The 15819-nt window shown below is 66.8% G+C and carries 14 protein-coding genes; 4 read left to right on the plus strand and 10 right to left on the minus strand.

Features of this window, described 5'->3' with window-relative positions:
* Window positions 1-2 precede the first annotated feature (2 nt).
* From trpB to H7U20_RS13870, 10 genes are all read right to left on the minus strand, one after another.
* Window positions 3-1856 carry a tryptophan synthase subunit beta gene (gene trpB / locus H7U20_RS13825; protein WP_199759718.1) on the minus strand — a complete coding sequence of 618 codons (1854 nt, stop codon included), beginning with the start codon at window positions 1854-1856 and terminating at the stop codon, window positions 3-5.
* Entirely contained in the window at window positions 1853-3178 is a 1326-nt protein-coding gene (locus H7U20_RS13830; RefSeq protein ID WP_199759719.1) for a Gfo/Idh/MocA family protein, read from the minus strand. Before H7U20_RS13830 ends, trpB begins: the two co-directional genes overlap by 4 nt.
* Complete coding sequence (locus H7U20_RS13835) at window positions 3175-4260, minus strand: Ldh family oxidoreductase (RefSeq protein ID WP_199759720.1); 1086 nt, start codon at window positions 4258-4260, stop codon at window positions 3175-3177. The genes H7U20_RS13830 and H7U20_RS13835 overlap by 4 nt, the downstream gene beginning before the upstream one ends.
* Window positions 4257-5564, minus strand: a complete 1308-nt coding sequence (locus tag H7U20_RS13840; protein ID WP_199759721.1) for a M20/M25/M40 family metallo-hydrolase — start codon at window positions 5562-5564, stop codon at window positions 4257-4259. Before H7U20_RS13840 ends, H7U20_RS13835 begins: the two co-directional genes overlap by 4 nt.
* Window positions 5554-6438, minus strand: coding sequence for a sugar phosphate isomerase/epimerase family protein (locus H7U20_RS13845; protein ID WP_199759722.1), 885 nt, complete (start codon window positions 6436-6438; stop codon window positions 5554-5556). The genes H7U20_RS13840 and H7U20_RS13845 overlap by 11 nt, the downstream gene beginning before the upstream one ends.
* Window positions 6435-7538: a DegT/DnrJ/EryC1/StrS family aminotransferase gene (locus H7U20_RS13850; RefSeq protein WP_199759723.1), complete on the minus strand. Its 1104-nt coding sequence runs from the start codon at window positions 7536-7538 to the stop codon at window positions 6435-6437. The genes H7U20_RS13845 and H7U20_RS13850 overlap by 4 nt, the downstream gene beginning before the upstream one ends.
* Complete coding sequence (locus tag H7U20_RS13855; protein WP_199759724.1) at window positions 7535-8680, minus strand: DegT/DnrJ/EryC1/StrS family aminotransferase; 1146 nt, start codon at window positions 8678-8680, stop codon at window positions 7535-7537. The genes H7U20_RS13850 and H7U20_RS13855 overlap by 4 nt, the downstream gene beginning before the upstream one ends.
* Window positions 8661-9803: a Gfo/Idh/MocA family oxidoreductase gene (locus H7U20_RS13860; protein ID WP_199759725.1), complete on the minus strand. Its 1143-nt coding sequence runs from the start codon at window positions 9801-9803 to the stop codon at window positions 8661-8663. The genes H7U20_RS13855 and H7U20_RS13860 overlap by 20 nt, the downstream gene beginning before the upstream one ends.
* Window positions 9800-10582 carry an indole-3-glycerol phosphate synthase TrpC gene (gene trpC / locus H7U20_RS13865; protein ID WP_199759726.1) on the minus strand — a complete coding sequence of 261 codons (783 nt, stop codon included), beginning with the start codon at window positions 10580-10582 and terminating at the stop codon, window positions 9800-9802. The genes H7U20_RS13860 and trpC overlap by 4 nt, the downstream gene beginning before the upstream one ends.
* A 134-nt stretch (window positions 10583-10716) precedes the next feature.
* Window positions 10717-11661: a DMT family transporter gene (locus H7U20_RS13870; RefSeq protein WP_199759727.1), complete on the minus strand. Its 945-nt coding sequence runs from the start codon at window positions 11659-11661 to the stop codon at window positions 10717-10719.
* Between the two features lie 395 nt (window positions 11662-12056).
* Here H7U20_RS13870 and H7U20_RS13875 point away from each other — a divergent pair, with 395 nt between their 5' ends.
* From H7U20_RS13875 to H7U20_RS13890, 4 genes are all read left to right on the plus strand, one after another.
* Window positions 12057-12443, plus strand: coding sequence for a Flp family type IVb pilin (locus tag H7U20_RS13875; RefSeq protein WP_370593152.1), 387 nt, complete (start codon window positions 12057-12059; stop codon window positions 12441-12443).
* A 123-nt stretch (window positions 12444-12566) separates the two neighbouring features.
* Window positions 12567-13940: a pilus assembly protein TadG-related protein gene (locus H7U20_RS13880; protein ID WP_199759728.1), complete on the plus strand. Its 1374-nt coding sequence runs from the start codon at window positions 12567-12569 to the stop codon at window positions 13938-13940.
* Complete coding sequence (locus tag H7U20_RS13885) at window positions 13937-14887, plus strand: hypothetical protein (RefSeq protein ID WP_199759729.1); 951 nt, start codon at window positions 13937-13939, stop codon at window positions 14885-14887. The genes H7U20_RS13880 and H7U20_RS13885 overlap by 4 nt, the downstream gene beginning before the upstream one ends.
* The gene (locus H7U20_RS13890; RefSeq protein ID WP_199759730.1) at window positions 14884-15729 is read left to right on the plus strand and encodes a hypothetical protein; all 846 of its coding nucleotides are present in this window, start codon (window positions 14884-14886) and stop codon (window positions 15727-15729) included. The genes H7U20_RS13885 and H7U20_RS13890 overlap by 4 nt, the downstream gene beginning before the upstream one ends.
* The last annotated feature ends 90 nt before the right edge of the window (window positions 15730-15819 follow it).

Here is a 15819-nt window from a genome sequence, read left to right on the forward strand (position 1 = left end):
GTTCACGATTGCAGGGAGGTGATCAGGCCGGCGATGACGGCCAGGTCCTTGTCGCCGCGGCCGCTGACATTGACCACCATCTTGGCGCCGCGCGGCAGCAGTTGGGCGACCTTGAAGGCGCCGGCGATGGCGTGCGCGCTTTCCAGCGCCGGGATGATGCCCTCGCTGCGCGACAGCAGTTCGAGCGCCTTCAAGGCCTCGTCGTCGGTCGCGCTGAGGTACTCGGCGCGGCCCGATTCGCGCAGCCAGGCATGCTCCGGCCCGACCATCGGGTAGTCCAGGCCGGGCGCGATGCTGTGGGTTTCCCGGATCTGGCCGTGCGAGTCCTGCAGCACGTACGAACGACAGCCCTGCAGCACGCCCAGGCGGCTGTCGGAGGCCGGATCGAGGCGCAAGGAATGCTGCTGCGAAGCGGCGCCGGCGCCGCCCGCCTCGACGCCGAACAGGCGCACGCTGGGCAGCCCGATGAAGGGGTGGAACAGGCCGATCGCGTTCGAGCCGCCGCCGACGCAGGCGACCAGCGCGTCGGGCAGCGCGCCGTCCTCCTCGGCGGCGAACTGGGCCATCGTTTCACGCCCGATCACCGACTGGAAGTCGCGCACCATGGTGGGGTACGGGTGCGGCCCCAGCGCGGAGCCGAGCAGGTAGTAGGTGGCGCCGGGATCGCCGACCCAATCGCGGATGGCCTCGTTGACGGCGTCCTTCAAGGTCTGCGAGCCGCTGTCGACGCCGATCACCGTGGCCCCCATCAGGCGCATGCGCAGCACGTTCAGGTGCTGGCGCGCCATGTCGCGCGTGCCCATGTAGATGACGCACTCCATGCGCAGGAAGGCACAGGCGGCGGCGGTGGCCACGCCATGCTGGCCGGCGCCGGTTTCGGCGACGACGCGGCGCTTGCCCATCTGCTGCGCCAGCAAGGCCTGGCCCATCGCGTTGTTGATCTTGTGGGCGCCGGTGTGGGCCAGGTCCTCGCGCTTCAAATAGGTCTTCACGCCGAGCGCGTCGGACAGGTTGCTGGCCAGCGTCAGCGCGGTTTCACGTCCGACGAAGGAGCGCAGCAGCTTCTGGTAGCGCGTCTGGAAGGCCTCGCTGGGGACGATGCGCTCGTAGGCGGCGATCATCTCGGCCACAGCGGGACTCAGCGTCTCCGGGATGAAGGTGCCGCCGAACTGGCCGAACCACGCCGACGCCTGCGCCGCAGGGGCGCGGCGCAGCGAGCGCAAACGCGCCGCCGCCGCGCCGACGGCGGCCTCGACTTGCCCGGCCGCGATGCCCGGCACCACGCAACCGAGCACCAACACGGCGCGGGTGCGCTCGGTGATGACCTGGTGCACGCTGTCGCGCACCGAGAACAGCGAGAGGATCTTCTCGCCGTCGCGCAGCACCAGCGCGCCGCCGTCGATACTTTCGACACCGTCGCCGCCGAGCGGTTCGAAGCGCTCGCCGGGCCGGCTCAGGTCCAAGGTGAGCGGGCCCACCACCGCCGCCGCGTCGAACACGCCCAGCGAATTGAGGCTGTCCACGGCGACCTGGTTGACGTGGTCGACAATGCCGTGGACGCTGGGGACAGCGGCGTCCGGCTTGGCGAAGGCGCGCAGGATGAAGTTGGCGAACGACGGCGGCTGGCGCAGCGGATTCAGACCCAAGCTGCGCAGGAAGTCGGCGAACGGCGCCACGCCGGAGTGGCCCAGCAGGTCCTGCTTGCTCCAGCCGTGCCAGCGCCGGCGGGCGGCCGACCAGTCGGGCGCGGCGACGTCGGCGCAATCGCCGACGTCGACATGGCAGGCCAACACCGCGACGCCGGGATAGCGGGCGCGCGCGGCGGCGCTGACTTCAATTTGTTGCGGTGTGCTCATACAGTCTCCTCGAAGCGCACGGCGGCGCCAGGTGTGGCCGGTGGAATGTCGCTCGCCGTCAGCAGGCGGTCGGTCGAGATCAAAATGTTGTAGTGGTTCGGAAAATGGCATTCGTCGAAGCCGAGCACCACGCCGATCGCCTGGTCGCCGATATGGAAGGTGTCGCCGACGTCGATGACGCCGGCGCCGGTCGCCTCCATGAAGCCGATGAAGCCGACCCGGTCGACCCGGTCGCCGCTGCCCAACCCGGCCTGGTCGGTGCTCACCAGCTCGTGCAGCTCGCCCGCGCGCACGCAGCGCGAACGCGCCTCGATCAGCGTCATGCCGCGCGCATGGCTGCTGTGGCGCAGCAGCTTGACCAGGCGTCCGCCCAGCACCAGCTTGTTGGCCGCCGGCGCGCGCTTGGCCGCCAGCATGGCGTAGCATTGCGCCACCAGGCGCGCCGCGTCGACGCCGTCGGCGCCATACTCGCCGCCGGCCTGGATGGCGTGGGCGAAGTGCGCCAGCACCCCCTCGTATTCATGGTAGAGCGAGGTCTTGAAGCCCTCCGAGTCCTGCAGGAAGTCGACCTCGGTGAGCCGTCCCTGGCTGTCCTCGAGCACGATGTCCTTGCGCTCGCCGTGCGCGTAGTCCCACGACAGATGCGCCGTGACGGGAATGCCGCCGCCGGTCAGCAGCTCGACCTGCGCGCCCACGTCCAGCCCCGTCTCGTCGTAGCGCGCGCTGACGTCGACCAGGCGCAGGCGGCCCAGCACCGCCGACAGGGAGTCGAACACGTTCGGGCCGTTGTCGGCGATGCAGCCGCCGCCGCAGGAGGCCGGGTTGAGATACCAGGTGTCGGCCCCGGCATGGTCCTCGATGCGCTCGTCGTAGTGCGCGTGCACGGCGCGGATGTCGCGCGCGGCCGGATCGAACAGGCGCGCCTCGCGCGCGGCGATCAGGTGCAGGTTGTAGCGGCGGTGGAAAGAGGTCAGCAGGCAAAGGCCGAGCTCCTCGGCGCTCGCCGCCAGGATCTGCGCCTCCTCCAGCGACAAGGTCAGCGGCTTTTCGCAGCACACGTGCTTGCCCGCCGCCAGGGCCTCCATGCCGGCCTTGAAATGCAGGTTGTTCGGCAGGTTGATGACCACCCCCACCACGCGCGGATCGGCCAGCAAGTCGCGGTAGTCGAGGTAGGTGGCGACCGGGCCGGCGTCGTGCGCCGCCAGCTTGGCCCGATTCAGGTCGCACACGGCGACCAGCTTGCATTGTCCGACCCGCGCGAAGCCCGCCACGTAATAGTGCGAGATCACGCCCATGCCGATGATGCCGATGCCGATGCTCATGCCTGCTCCCCGCTCAGTGGCGCCAGTCCCAGTGTCTGCGCCAGCCCGTCCAACTGGGCCAGCAGCGCCGCGTCGAGCGGAACGCCCTGCGCCTGGCGGGCGCGCAGGGTCTGCCCGTCGGGCTGGCCGGGATACCTCAGCGGCGCAAAGCCCGGCTGCACCGGCGCCCCGCTGATGCTGCCCAGCAGCCGGCTCAGCGCGGCGCCGAAGGCCGCCGACGGGCCGAAAAAGGCCGGATCGATGGCGATGAAAAAGTGGCCGACGCTGTTGCGGCCGCCGACGCCACGGTCGGCGCTGGTGTGGGCGCCGGCCAGCGCGCCGCACAGCACCTCGACCATCAGGCCCAGGCCGAGGCCCTTGTGGCCGCCCTGTTCGGCGTAGGCGCCGCCCAGCATCGGCAGTTGCGCCCGGCCTTCGGCATAGCGGGCCGGCTCGCTGACCGGGCGGCCGGCGGCGTCGTGCAACCAGCCGTCGGCCACGCTCTGGCCGCGCCGCGCATACTGTTTGATCTTACCGCTGGCCACCACCGTGGTGCTCATGTCGAGCAGGAAGGGGTCGGCCGCGTCGCCGGCGCCGGCGGCAAAACTGATCGGATTGGTGCCCAGCAGCGGCGCCGCGCTGCCCAGCGGACTGGCCACCGGGTCGTTGCCCAGGTTGGTCGAGGCGATGCCGAGCATGCCGTGTTCCAGCGCCATGTGGGCGTAGAAGCCGGCGGCGCCGAAATGCGAGCTGTTACTCACCGCGACGCAACCGATGCCGGCGTCGCGCGCGCTGGCGATCGCGCCCTGCATGCCCTCCTGCCCGGCCAGCAGGCCCAGCGCGCCGTCGGCGTCGAGCAGGCCGCAGGCGCCGCGCCGGCTGTGCCAGCGCGGCACGGCCTGCAGGCGGATCTCGCCGGCCTTGACGGCCGGGCAGTACAGCCCGGCCAGATTGGCCACGCCGTGGGTGTCGTGGCCGCGCAGGTCGGCATAATGCAGCACGGCGGCGGCGCGCGCGGCGGCGGTGCGGCTGTAACCCAGGGCGGCGAAGACGTCTTCGGTGAACTGGTACAGCGCGGTGGCGGGGATGGTCGAAAGCTTCATGTTTTCTCTGGGTTGAAGTGGTCTAGGATGGCCGCTGGCAGCGGGCTGTGCCCGTGCGCGAAAGCGACGATGAGGCGGGCGGTGGCGACGGCGAACGCCTCCAGCTCGGCGATGGCGACGTGTTCTGCGGCGGTATGGGCGCCGTTGCGCGCCAGCGAGCCGGGGCCGAACACGATGCTGTAGGCGCCCGGCCGCTGCGCCCACATCGCGTCGCAGGTGAAGGCCTCGTTGATGTTGGTATTGCGCAGCAGGCCCACGCTGGCGAGCACCGACTCCAGCTCGCCGTGGCGGTTGTTCAACACCGGCAGGCCGCATTTGATCCAGCTGGCGTGGCACACCTCGCGCACGCTGGCGGCGCTGCGCACGAACGGCGGCCGGGCGCCGAAGCGGTCGGCGAAGGCCGCCAGGCCGCCGTCGAAGGCCGCCTCGACCGCCGCGCGGGCGGCCTGCGCGCCGGCCGCGTCGGCATAGGCGAAATTGAACAGCAGGCGCCCCTCGCCGTACACCCGGTTGTGCTGGTGGCCGGTGTGCAGGCCGGCCAGCGTCATCTTCACGCCCAGCGCCACCATGCGCGGGCTCAACACCGCCGCCATGTGCTGCGCCAGGAAGGCCAGCATCAGGGTGGCGTTCTGGCCCTGGTCGGGGAAATCGTCGGTCGAGCCCTGGCCGTCGACCCGCGCCTCCCAGGTCATCGAGGTGGTCGAGGCGTCGAAGTAGGCGCCGTCGCTCGGTTCGACAAACACGTTCAGCCGGCCGACGAAGCCGCGCTCGATCAGGTGGCGCGTGCCGTACACGCCCATCGCGCCGCCCTCCTCGCCGGCCACCGCCATCACCAGCACGCGGGTGCTGTCGAAGATCTGCGGACACTGGCGCCGCACGGCCGCCAGCGCGGCCAGCACGGCCACGCCCGGCCCCTTGTTGTCGACCGCGCCACGGCCGCGCAGCACGCCGCAGTCCAGGCTGGCCGGCAGGTGCGGCCCGACGCAGTCCATGTGAAAATTGAACATCAAGGTGTGCTCGGCGTCGCCCCGGCCCAGCTCCAGCACCAGATGCGGCTGGCGCTGCAAAAAGTCGGCCTGTTCGGCCATGCGCCGCGCGATCGTGGTCGGCACCACGGCGTCGGCCTGCTCGGGCAGGCAGCCCGCTCCGGCGAACACCACCCGCATCCCCAACCCCTCGGCCAGCGCGGCATAGGCCTGGTTGGCACTGGCGTGCAGGGCGCCGTCGCCGTCCTCCATCGGCGTGACGGTGTCGATGCGCATCAGCGCGAGCAAGGCGGCCGTGTAGTCGGAATCAAGCAGCATGCAAGACTCCCGCCGCCGCGCCGCCGGCCTGTTCGATCAGCGCGGCGGTGCGCCGCGCGTAGGCCTGATAGCTCGACAGCATCAGCGCGCCGTCGCCGCCGCCCGCCCGCAAATGGGGGATCAGGTGCAAATGCGGCTCGATCGCGTAACCGCCGGCGTACTGCCGCTCGGCCAGGTAGCGCAGGCAGTCGCGCACGCCGGCGCCGCCCTCGCCGGGCATGGTGTAGACCACCTCGCCGTCGACCAGTTGGCCGTCCTTGAGATGCACATGGGCGATCCAGGGCAGCAGTTGCTCCAGGTAGTCCAGCGCAGTGTAGCCGTAGCTCAGGCCATTGCCGATGTCGAACAACAGGCGGAAGTGCGGGTCGTCCACGGCGCGCGCCAGGTGCAGCGCGTTGACGATGCTCGAACCGCCCCAACCGGCGCAATTTTCGTGCAGCAGGGTCACGCCCTGCTCGCCGGCCAGTCGCGCCAAGGCGCGCAGGCGCAGCACCACCTCGGCCGACCAGTCGGACTCGGACCACGGCGCGCCGGCCACGTTCGGGTAGGACATGACACGGATCATCCGTGTGCCGGTGCGCGCCGCCAGGGCCAGCAGCGTATCCAGTTCGGCCAGGTCGTGCGCGAACGGCGCGGCGATCGTGCTGCTCCAGTTGCCGATCTGCGAGTCGATGACGGGCACGCTGAAGCCGGCCTCGGCGAGCTGGAGGCACACGCTGTCGCGCTGCGCCGGCGACAGCCGGGCCACCGCGACACCGTCGACGCTGCGCAGCTCGAGGTGGCGCCAGCCCAGCGCGCGGTGGCAGGCGATCTGCTCGGCCAGGCCGGCGGCCGCCTCGTCGGCGATACCGGTCAGGAAGGCGCCGGCGCTCATTGCCAGAACCCGTTGATGGCTTGCAGGATCTGCGCCACCTCGGCGTCGCTCAACTGGGCGTGCAGCGGAATGGCCAGCGTCTCGCGCGCCAATTTTTCGGCGACCGGGAAGTCGCCCGGCCGGTGGCCCAGGTGGGCGAACGCCGGCTGCAGCGGCAAGGCCTGCGAAAAGTGCACGCGCGTTTCGATGCCGCGCGCCAGCAGATGGGCCGCCAGCGCGTCGCGCTCGGCGCACCGGATCACATACGCGTGCGGCACGAAGTCCTGGGTATTGCGCTGTTGCAGCGCGACGCGCCCCTCCAGCCGCGCCAGGCCCTCGTCGTAGCGCAGGGCGATGGCCTGCTTCCTGGCCAGTTCAAGCGGATAGCCGAGCAGGCCCTGCTGCAGCCAGCGCGCGTTGATCTCGTCCATGCGGCTGTTGAAGCCCAACAGGTGGTGGGTGAAGCGGGTCTTGCCGTCCTGGCCGTGATTGCGCAACATGCGCACGGTGTCGGCCAGCGCGCCGTCGGCGCTGACCACGGCGCCGCCGTCGCCGATGCCGCCCAAGGGTTTGGCCGGGAAGAAGGAATACACGCCGACGTCGCCCAGGCAACCGGCCGCCACCCCGTCCAACTTGGCGCCGAAGCTGGTGGCGCTGTCCTCGACCAGCGCCAGGCCTTTGGGCATCTGCCGGCGCAGGGCCGGCATGTCGGCCAGCGCGCTGCACAGGTGAACCGCGACCACGGCCTTGCTGCGGGCGCCCAGGCGGGCCGCCAGCGCCGCCGGGTCCAGCGTGAAACTGGCCTCGTCGACATCGGCGAACACCGGCGTGGCGCCGACCATGGCCACCGCCGACGCGCTGGCGATGTAGGAAAAGGCGGGCGTGACGACCTCGTCGCCCGGGCCGATGCCGAGCGCCTTCATGGCCAGCATCATGGCCGACGTGGCCGAGCTGACACACACCGCGTGCGCCGCGCCGGTGCCGCGGCAAAGCGCCTCCTCCAACTCGGCGCTCGCCGTTTTGAGGATGAACTCGGCGCTGGCGCCGCGCTCGCGGATGATGCGCAGCAGATCGGCCTTGGCCTGCGGGTGGCGCCTCTGGTAGTCGTAAAACGCGATCATGGCTTGGCTCCTTTCAGTGCCGGCGACAGGCGGTAGAAATCCGAGATGGCGCTGCACACCTGCATGACGGCGTCCTCGCTCAGGTCGGCGTACATGGGCAGGCCCAGCGCCCGCCGGCTGGCCGCCTCGGCCACCGGGAAATCGCCTTCGCGATGGCCCATGTGGCGGCAGCACGGCTGCAGGTGCAGCGGCCGCGGGTAATAGACCTCGGTGCCGATGCCGCGTCCGGCCAGGTAGGCGGCCAGCGCATCGCGCTGCTCGGCCTCGATCACATAGGCGTAATCGACCGTCGTCTGCGGCGCCGGGCGCGCCAGCAGACGCGCCGGCGCGACGTTGGGCGCCAGCTCGGCCAGGCCGTGTTGGTACAGCGCGGCGCAATGGGCGCGCCAGCCGATCTCCCGGGCCAGGCCCGGCAGGCGCAGGCGCAGGTACAGCGCCTGCAGGTCGTCCATCCGGCTGTTGAAGCCATTGCGTTGCGCGATGCCCTTGGTGTCGCGGCCGTTGTCGGCTATCTGCCGCGCCGCCAGGGCATAGTCGGCGTCGTCGGTCAAGATCATGCCGGCGTCGCCCAGCGCGCCCAGCGTCTTGGTGGGGAAGAAGGACAGCACGCCGATGGCGCCCAACAGGCCGGCGTGGCGGCCGTCGTGGCGCATGCCGATGCCTTCGGCGCTGTCCTCCAGCACCAGCAGGCCGTGGCGCGCGGCGATGCCCTGGATGGCGCCCATGTCGGCCATCTGGCGGAACAGGTGGACCGGCATGATGGCGCGCGTGCGCGGCGTGATGCGCGCCTCGATCGCGTCGGCGTTCATCGCATAGCTGCCCTCCTCGATGTCGACGAAGACCGGCGTCGCGCCGACGTGCAAGACGCACGACAGCGAAGCGAAGAAGGAGTAGCACGGCACGATGACCTCGTCGCCCGGGCCGATCCCGGCCGCCATCAGGGCGATGATCAGGGAATCGGTCGCGTTGCCGGTGGCGATGGCATGGCGCGCACCGGTGTAGTCGCAGATGGCCTGTTCAAGGCGCCGCACCTGGGCGCCGTTGACCAGCGTCGCTTGCCGCATCATCTGCTCCAGCTCGACCTCCAGGGTCGGCAGCAGCGCCTCGATGGTGCGCTGGGTATCAAAAAAAGGAACGTTCAATTTCACCTCGTGGTAGTGGTGCCTGCTGGTTCGTCGAATCGCTGGAGGCCGGGCTGGGCCGCGCGGCTGGCGGGGTTTTGCGTTGCATCATGTGAATCGGATAGTTGGCCTGTTCGCGCTTGGCCTCGTCGAGCAGCGCGACGACCTGCACGTTGAAGCGCAGCGCGGCGCCGTTCGGCACGGCGGCGCCGCGCCCGTCGCGGCACTTGAAAAAATACTCGTAGTAGTTTTTCAGGCAGTTGGTCAGCGGGTCGTCGTCGAAGATCTCGTGGCAGATCAGCTGGTTCTGGTAGGAATAGACCGACAGCTGCGAGTAGCTGTCGTCGCCGCTGACGGGAAAATTGCCGACCAAGCGGCTGCCGCCGCGCAGCTGGATCATGATCGAGCGCTCGCGCACCGGATGGCTCAGGCTCGACACCAGGCGGGCGCGCACGCCGCACGGCGCGGCCAGCACGATCTCGCCGCGCCCCATGGTGGAGCGGCAGCTGCCGTTGATCATCAGGTCGCTGGTCTGCGCGCTCAGCAGCACCACGCCGTCGCCCATGAAGGGCAGCACCACGCTCATCTGGTGCGGCATCTCGATGTCGAAGATATGCTCGTTCTGCCGCGCGAAGGTGCGGCTGAAGCGCGCCTTGTTGTGCACCACCTCGATGGCGCACACGGCGTCGTCGCCGGCGCGCATCGTCAGGTCGCTCAAGGCCTGGGTCAGCGAACTGTTCGACCAGACCGCCACCACCAACAGCTCGGCGGCGCCGCGCTGGGCCAGTTGTTCGATCATCCTGGCCTCCTCGGCCGACGGCGCCAGCGGCTTTTCGACGATGATGTACTTGTAGCCGGCGGCCAGCGCGGCGCGCACATCGCCCAGATGGCAATCCGGCGGCGTGCAGATGTGCAGCACCGGCGTGGTGTGCGGGAACGCCTCGGTCGGCGGCAGGTTGCGGTGGAAGCCCACGTTGGCGCCCAGGCTGGGACGGGCGATGAAGGGATCGACCACTTCGACCCGCTCGGCGACGCGGGCCTGCAGATGCGTCGCCATCAGCTTGCGCATGCAGCGCAGATGCAGGGTATTGCCGCTATGTCCGAAGCCCAGGATCACGGCGGTGAAGTCGTCGCGCCGGCTCATGACGCATCCCCGCACAGCTGCCGGATCATCGCCGTGGGGTGCTGCGCCTGCAGGATGGTTTCGCCGATCAGCGCGCCGTCAAAGCCGATGGCGGCCATGGCCAGCATGTCCTGATGCGAAGCGATGCCGCTTTCGCTGATGCTGACCACGCCGTCCGGCAGGCGGCGGAACAGCCGCTCGGTGCGGGCGAAATCGGTCTTGAAGGTGTCCAGGTCGCGGTTGTTGATGCCGACGATGGCCGCGCCGCAGGCCAGCGCCATGTCGATGTCGTTTTCGTCGAAGGTCTCGACCAGCACCTCCATGCCGAGCGCCGCCGCCAGCTTGAGCAGGGCGGCCAAGGTCTGCTCGCTGATGATGCGCGCGATGATCAGCACGGCGTCGGCGCCGACCGCCCGCGCCTCCAGGATCTGGTACTCGGAGACGATGAAGTCCTTGTACATGACCGGCAGCGCGACGCCGGCGTCGTTGGCGATCTGGCCGACCACGAACGGCCCGCCGCCGAAGAAGCGGCTGTCGGCCAGCACCGAAATGGCCCGCGCCCCGCCCAGCTGGTAGGCATGCGCCAGCGTGGCGGGGTCGAAGTCGCTGCGCAGGATTCCCTTCGACGGCGAGCGGTACTTCACCTCCGCGATGATGGATGCGCCCGGCCGGCGCAGCGCCGCGCCGAACTCGCGCACCGGGCGCGCCTGCGCCGCACGCAGTTCCAGCTGGGCGATACTAAAGGAGGCGATCTTTTCACGGACCTCAATTCTTTTGTATTCAACGATGTCATGTAGCATGGAATGCGCCTGTTAGTAGAGGGATATGGTCGCGACCATCCGCCGGACGGCGCGGGACGGTGGCGGTGACGGTGACGATGGGACTGGTGCTGGTTGGCCGCGCCCGGCGCGATCGCCGGACGGGCCGTCTTCGCTTACTGTTGCAACACTTCGGAAGCGGGGCGTGGCGCGGCCTCCTTGCCGCCGGCGCTGACCACCAGCACGGCGGCGACGACACTCAGCGCCGAGGTCAGCTCGGCCAAGCCGAACGGTTCGCCGAAGAACAGCACGGCGATCAGCATGGCCGACAAGGGGACCCAGGCCATGTGGACGCCGGCGGCGACCGTCGAGATCTTCGCCAGGCCGACGTAGAACAACATGAAGCCGAGCACCGTGACGACCAGGGCGTAGTACAGCAGCAGCAGCCAGACCCGCGGCGAGACCGCCGCGAAGTCGAAGGCCAGCGCCTCGACGATCGAATACGGCAGGAACAGGATGACGCCGATGATCGCCATCCAGGTCGTCATCGTCACCGGCGGGATGGTCAGGCCGGCCATCTTGCCGATGACCGAGAACAGCGCCTCGCACACCACCGCGCCGAGGATCAACAGGATGCCGTAGATGCTGTCGCCCAGCACCGCCGCGCCCGACGCGCCGCGCAACTCCAGCACCACCGCGCCGGCCACCGACAGGGCGATGCCGACCAGATAGCGCGGGCTCAGCCGCTCTTTCAGCACCAGCACCGCCACCACGGCGGTGACCGCCGGCAGCATGCCCATGATCACGCCGGCTTTCAGCGCGCTGGTTTGCTTGAGGCCGAGGAACATGCAGACGGAAAACAGGAAGACGCCGAAGAAGGCTTGCAGGGTGAGCAGGACCATGTCGGAGCGGACCGGCCGCACCAGTCTGCCGGTCATACAGTAGTTGAGCGGAATCAGCACCACGGCGGCGAGGAAGAAGCGCACGAAGGAAGCCAGGAACACCGGCATTTCCATGCTGATGAATTTGCCGGCGACCACTGAGCTGCCAACAATGCACATGGCCAGCACCACTTGCAGGTGGCCGAGGAGAGTCGATTGGTGGGGTGTTTTGGTTTTCATGAACGCATGGTAGAAGGCCGCGTCCGCCAAGTCTTGTACGATCTTGTTAAATTATTATTTTTGCTCTTCGATCCGCCGTGGCGCCATCCGCCCCTCCCCACACACAGCAGCGCACCAACGACGCATCGCCAAACGAGCGGTCAAGGGCACCTTGAAAAACCATCATTCCGCATCGGCGGACCGCCGCGCAGGCGGGAATCTATACCCCGCATGTCCATTGGCTCAGCATGGGTTCCCGCGTACGCGGCGGTCCGCCGATGCGGAACAACAATTTGGTGGTTTTTCGAAGTGCCTTATAGAAAATTTCCCCATTTAAAATATTCTATTTAATCAATTAATTAGAAAATGGAATTTTTTAGCATTGAAAACTCGAACAATAACCATAAGCTAATTTGATGTCAATTAAAGCAATCTCATCAAATACAAATATCATCAGCTTGCTTCAACAATTTACTCCTTCATTATTATTTTTTAAACGAAAGGTATTAAGCATGAAACTTACATCGGGGAAATTCAAACTTTCCAAACAAAAAGGCCAAGGCATGACCGAATACATCATCATCGTCGCCCTGATTGCGGTGGCCGCCATCGGCGTCTATCAGCTATTCGGCGCTACCGTACGCAATCAAACCGCCGCCATCGCAATGGAAGTTTCCGGACAAGATGGCACAGCGGTCATTACCCAGGCAGGCAAGGCCGCAAGCAACGCCAAAACCGTTGCGGCGAAAGACAAGGGCTTGGCTACTTATGGCGACCAAGTTACCGAAGGAAAGCAAAAATAATGCTTCCGGCTCCGCCAAAATCCATGCGGAGCCTTATTTCCACAATCAAATATACTTCTCCGGCATGCTTCCGAGCGACACATTATGCATCGATTAAATTCATCAACTACCATGGTTGCGCGAATGCACCTTCAACAAGGTCAGGCATTAATCTATGGAATATTTGTTCTGATGGGCGGGCTTGCCGCATTGATCTTTTTATTTAATACAGCCCAGTTAACCCGTGAAAAGACCAAGCTGGTCAATACAGCGGACGCCGTCGCCTACAGCGCCGGCGTCATGCACGCACGGGCACTCAATTTCGACGCCTACACGAACCGCGCGCTGATGGCCAACGAAGTCATGATCGCCCAGGCGGTCAGCCTCGCCTCCTGGTCCGCCCACGTCGTCGAACATAGCCAGAACGTCCCGCCGCTCGCCTGCTACACCTGGTATTCCGTACCTGTGGCGCTGGCCCTTGTCGACTACATCCCGCTGTGTTACCTGCTCAGCCTTCCCGGCGCGGCGGTGACCGCCGCCAGCGTCGACGCGGCCGTTCAAGTCGCGGCGCAATCGACCGTAGCCTTATCCGAAGTGGCAAAAACCATCTTGAAAACCGCTCAATTGAACATGGCCGCAGACTTCATTCCCGCCAGAAAATCAGTCATGCGGCAGGTTGCGGACGCCAACTACAAGGACGACGGCGTCGTGCTGGTCGACACCATTCCTATCACCGACAACTTCGTCCTGTTCGACGGAAAGCCTTTTATCAACGCCTATTCCGGCGTCGACCGGCAGCGCTTCAAGGACGCCGTGGTGAACGCCGCCAATCTCGACGGATTCGTCAAGCAGCGATCCTGGACCTCGGCCAACTTCTTTCCCTGCATCCTGGGGAACAAGGCGGCGTTCCGCCGGCGCGGCGGCACCGAGCTTATCGACTTTGACGAGTGGAAGGCGATGGACACCGCTTCGCTCCACCAATGGACCTGGCATTTCCACGGCATTTTTCGCCCGCCCAGCTGCGACGAAACCGAAATGCCTCTGGGGTACGGCACGCAGGCCGCCGCGCAAGGCAGTCCGGATGACTCATCGGCAAGCTACGCCAATTCACGCTCGGACAACCCGAACGCGAGCGCGCTCGCATCGAGCGCCGATTGGGGCTATAGCGGCTTGCCGACGTTTTACGACATCTCCACCGCGGCGCTCGGCTATTCCCCGCGCCCGGCCCCCGGTCTGAAGTTCGCCATTCGCCTCACCAGGGCCAAGGAGCAAACCCGGACCTCGGATGGCACGTCCACAGTGAAACCGAGCGGGCGGCTGGCCCTTATCGACGGCAAGCCGGCCGCCGGCGTGCTGGCCGCGGTCGCCACCTCCGAAGTGTTCTTCCAGCGCCCCGTCGGCAGAAGCGACGGCAAGACGGAGTTGGCCAGTTTGTTCAATCCGTACTGGCAGGCGCATCTCGTTTCTACCTCGGCCGCCGACATGGCTATCGCAATGACATTGGGAGGTCCACGATGAAAGCCTTTCTGACGATAATTCTGCCGCGACGTCGCATGAAACGCCCGTGCATAGCCTTGCTGTGCTTGCCACTGCTGTGCCTGAGCTGGGGCCCCGCCGGCGCCGCGACACCGGCGGAACAAGAACTCTACACGGCGCCGATGCCGCACGCCTCCCTCGGTTCGGGCGGCAAGATGGCGACGGTCCACATGGTCGGCCTGCAAGGCTATGTCGAAGGCGCACAGGGCAATGCCGCCTGGTTGTTTGAAATGCATGCCCAAGTTCAGGACTGCGTGAAGGATAAGCAATCGGCCGGCGTTCCCGCCCATCCGCCCACCGTCTGGCCGGAGCACGGCACGAGCACCCGAATCGACACCTATTCGTCCGTGAACCGGACCATCCAATACACCTCAGAATTGAGCTACGGCGTCAACCATATCGATTGCAGTCTGCTACCGACCCAGCGCAATACCGCCAGCCTTTTCTCCAGCAAGGGAACTTGCCACATCGACTTGCGCGAAAAAACGGCGCATGGCGCATGCGACGCCAACGCGCAAGCGGATGCCCCTGCGCCGCTGCGCCGCCCGGCGCCCACCCAGGCGCAGATGCTGCAGATGGAAAGCCAGGCCAAGCACAACCCGGCGGTTGCCGCCATGCTGACCGCGATGCGGCAACACGGTTCGGGCGGGACCGGCGCGCACAAGGTCATCCTCGGCATCGACTGCGAGGTGTGGAAGAACCCGTTTGAGCCGGACGGAACGGTGTGCCTGTCGCTGGGCGGCACGTTTGTGGCGCAAGCCGCCACCGGCGAACTGACGCGGTCTAGCATGGCATTGGAGATGACGTCCCCTGTCGGCGAAAAAATGCATGCGACCGTGGCAAAGCTGGACACCCAGGTCAACGCGGCCGTGTTCGCTCCTTACTTGGCCGGCGGCTTCCGTATCGCCAATACCGGAGCGAAAAAATGAACTTCCACGAAACAACACGAAAAAGAACCCTCGGCGCTGCCGAAAAACCGCAGCGTGGCCAGGCCTTGACCGAATTCCTGACACTGGCCCTCGCGCTGGCGCCGCTCTATCTGCTGCTACCCGCCATCGCCAAATACCAGGACCTCGCCGGCAAGGTACAAATGGCCAGCCGCTACGTCGCCTTCGAAGCCATGACGCGCAACGATGCCCAAAACACGTGGAAGGCACCGGGCGAACTGGCCGGCGAGGTAAGGCGCCGTTTCTTCAGCAACGCGGACGCCCCCATCAAGACGAACGATGTCGCCGGCAATTTTCTCGCCAACCAAAACCTGTTTTGGCGCGGCCCCGACGGCGCGTCGCTTATCAATGACTTTAACAATGACGTGTCGGTCAGCTTCGGGCTGGCGCAAGGACCGAACCAGGGCGACGGGTTTAACGCCGCCGATGACGGCAAGCCCTTCAATGGCGTCGCCGGCTCCGCGCTCGGCGTGAAAACCGCCGAGAAACTCGGCCTCGGCGCGCATGGTGTTTATTCCGGCAACGTCACCGTCAAGCTCGCCAATCTTCCGGCCGGTTTGAAAATGCTTGAACCCTTCGACAAGCTCAATCTCGTGATAACGCGGCACACCAGCGTGCTCATCGATGGGTGGCAGGCGAAGGACCCGGCCCAAGTCGCGTCGCGCATCGACAGCGGCGTGCTGGTGCCGGCAAGCAAGCTGCGCGGTGTTGCGCCCGTCGTCGGTGCCAGCGTCACCCTCGTCGAACTGGGCCACGTAGCGGGACCAAAACTGGGCCAGCTCGATTTTTGGAACGATGTCGTGCCGCCGGACCGGCTCAAGTGAGCGCTCCGGGCCAAGACGCATAGGCGACATATCTGGCGACATCGGCGACATCGGCGACATCGGCGACGACTTGATAGATAAGGCGAGGAA

The sequence above is a fragment of the Rugamonas violacea genome (assembly GCF_016461825.1).
In the GTDB taxonomy this organism is placed as follows: Bacteria; Pseudomonadota; Gammaproteobacteria; order Burkholderiales; family Burkholderiaceae_D; genus Rugamonas.

Excerpts from the sequence above, each read along its gene's own strand:
- H7U20_RS13875 (WP_370593152.1), top strand. The coding sequence starts at position 12,057 with ATGTCAATTAAAGCAATCTCATCAAATACAAATATCATCAGCTTGCTT.
- H7U20_RS13850 (WP_199759723.1), bottom strand. The coding sequence starts at position 7,538 with ATGATCGCGTTTTACGACTACCAGAGGCGCCACCCGCAGGCCAAGGCC.
- H7U20_RS13870 (WP_199759727.1), bottom strand. The coding sequence starts at position 11,661 with ATGAAAACCAAAACACCCCACCAATCGACTCTCCTCGGCCACCTGCAA.
- trpC (WP_199759726.1), bottom strand. The coding sequence starts at position 10,582 with ATGCTACATGACATCGTTGAATACAAAAGAATTGAGGTCCGTGAAAAG.
- trpB (WP_199759718.1), bottom strand. The coding sequence starts at position 1,856 with ATGAGCACACCGCAACAAATTGAAGTCAGCGCCGCCGCGCGCGCCCGC.
- H7U20_RS13885 (WP_199759729.1), top strand. The coding sequence starts at position 13,937 with ATGAAAGCCTTTCTGACGATAATTCTGCCGCGACGTCGCATGAAACGC.
- H7U20_RS13880 (WP_199759728.1), top strand. The coding sequence starts at position 12,567 with ATGCACCTTCAACAAGGTCAGGCATTAATCTATGGAATATTTGTTCTG.
- H7U20_RS13830 (WP_199759719.1), bottom strand. The coding sequence starts at position 3,178 with ATGAGCATCGGCATCGGCATCATCGGCATGGGCGTGATCTCGCACTAT.
- H7U20_RS13835 (WP_199759720.1), bottom strand. The coding sequence starts at position 4,260 with ATGAAGCTTTCGACCATCCCCGCCACCGCGCTGTACCAGTTCACCGAA.
- H7U20_RS13840 (WP_199759721.1), bottom strand. The coding sequence starts at position 5,564 with ATGCTGCTTGATTCCGACTACACGGCCGCCTTGCTCGCGCTGATGCGC.
- H7U20_RS13890 (WP_199759730.1), top strand. The coding sequence starts at position 14,884 with ATGAACTTCCACGAAACAACACGAAAAAGAACCCTCGGCGCTGCCGAA.
- H7U20_RS13860 (WP_199759725.1), bottom strand. The coding sequence starts at position 9,803 with ATGAGCCGGCGCGACGACTTCACCGCCGTGATCCTGGGCTTCGGACAT.
- H7U20_RS13845 (WP_199759722.1), bottom strand. The coding sequence starts at position 6,438 with ATGAGCGCCGGCGCCTTCCTGACCGGTATCGCCGACGAGGCGGCCGCC.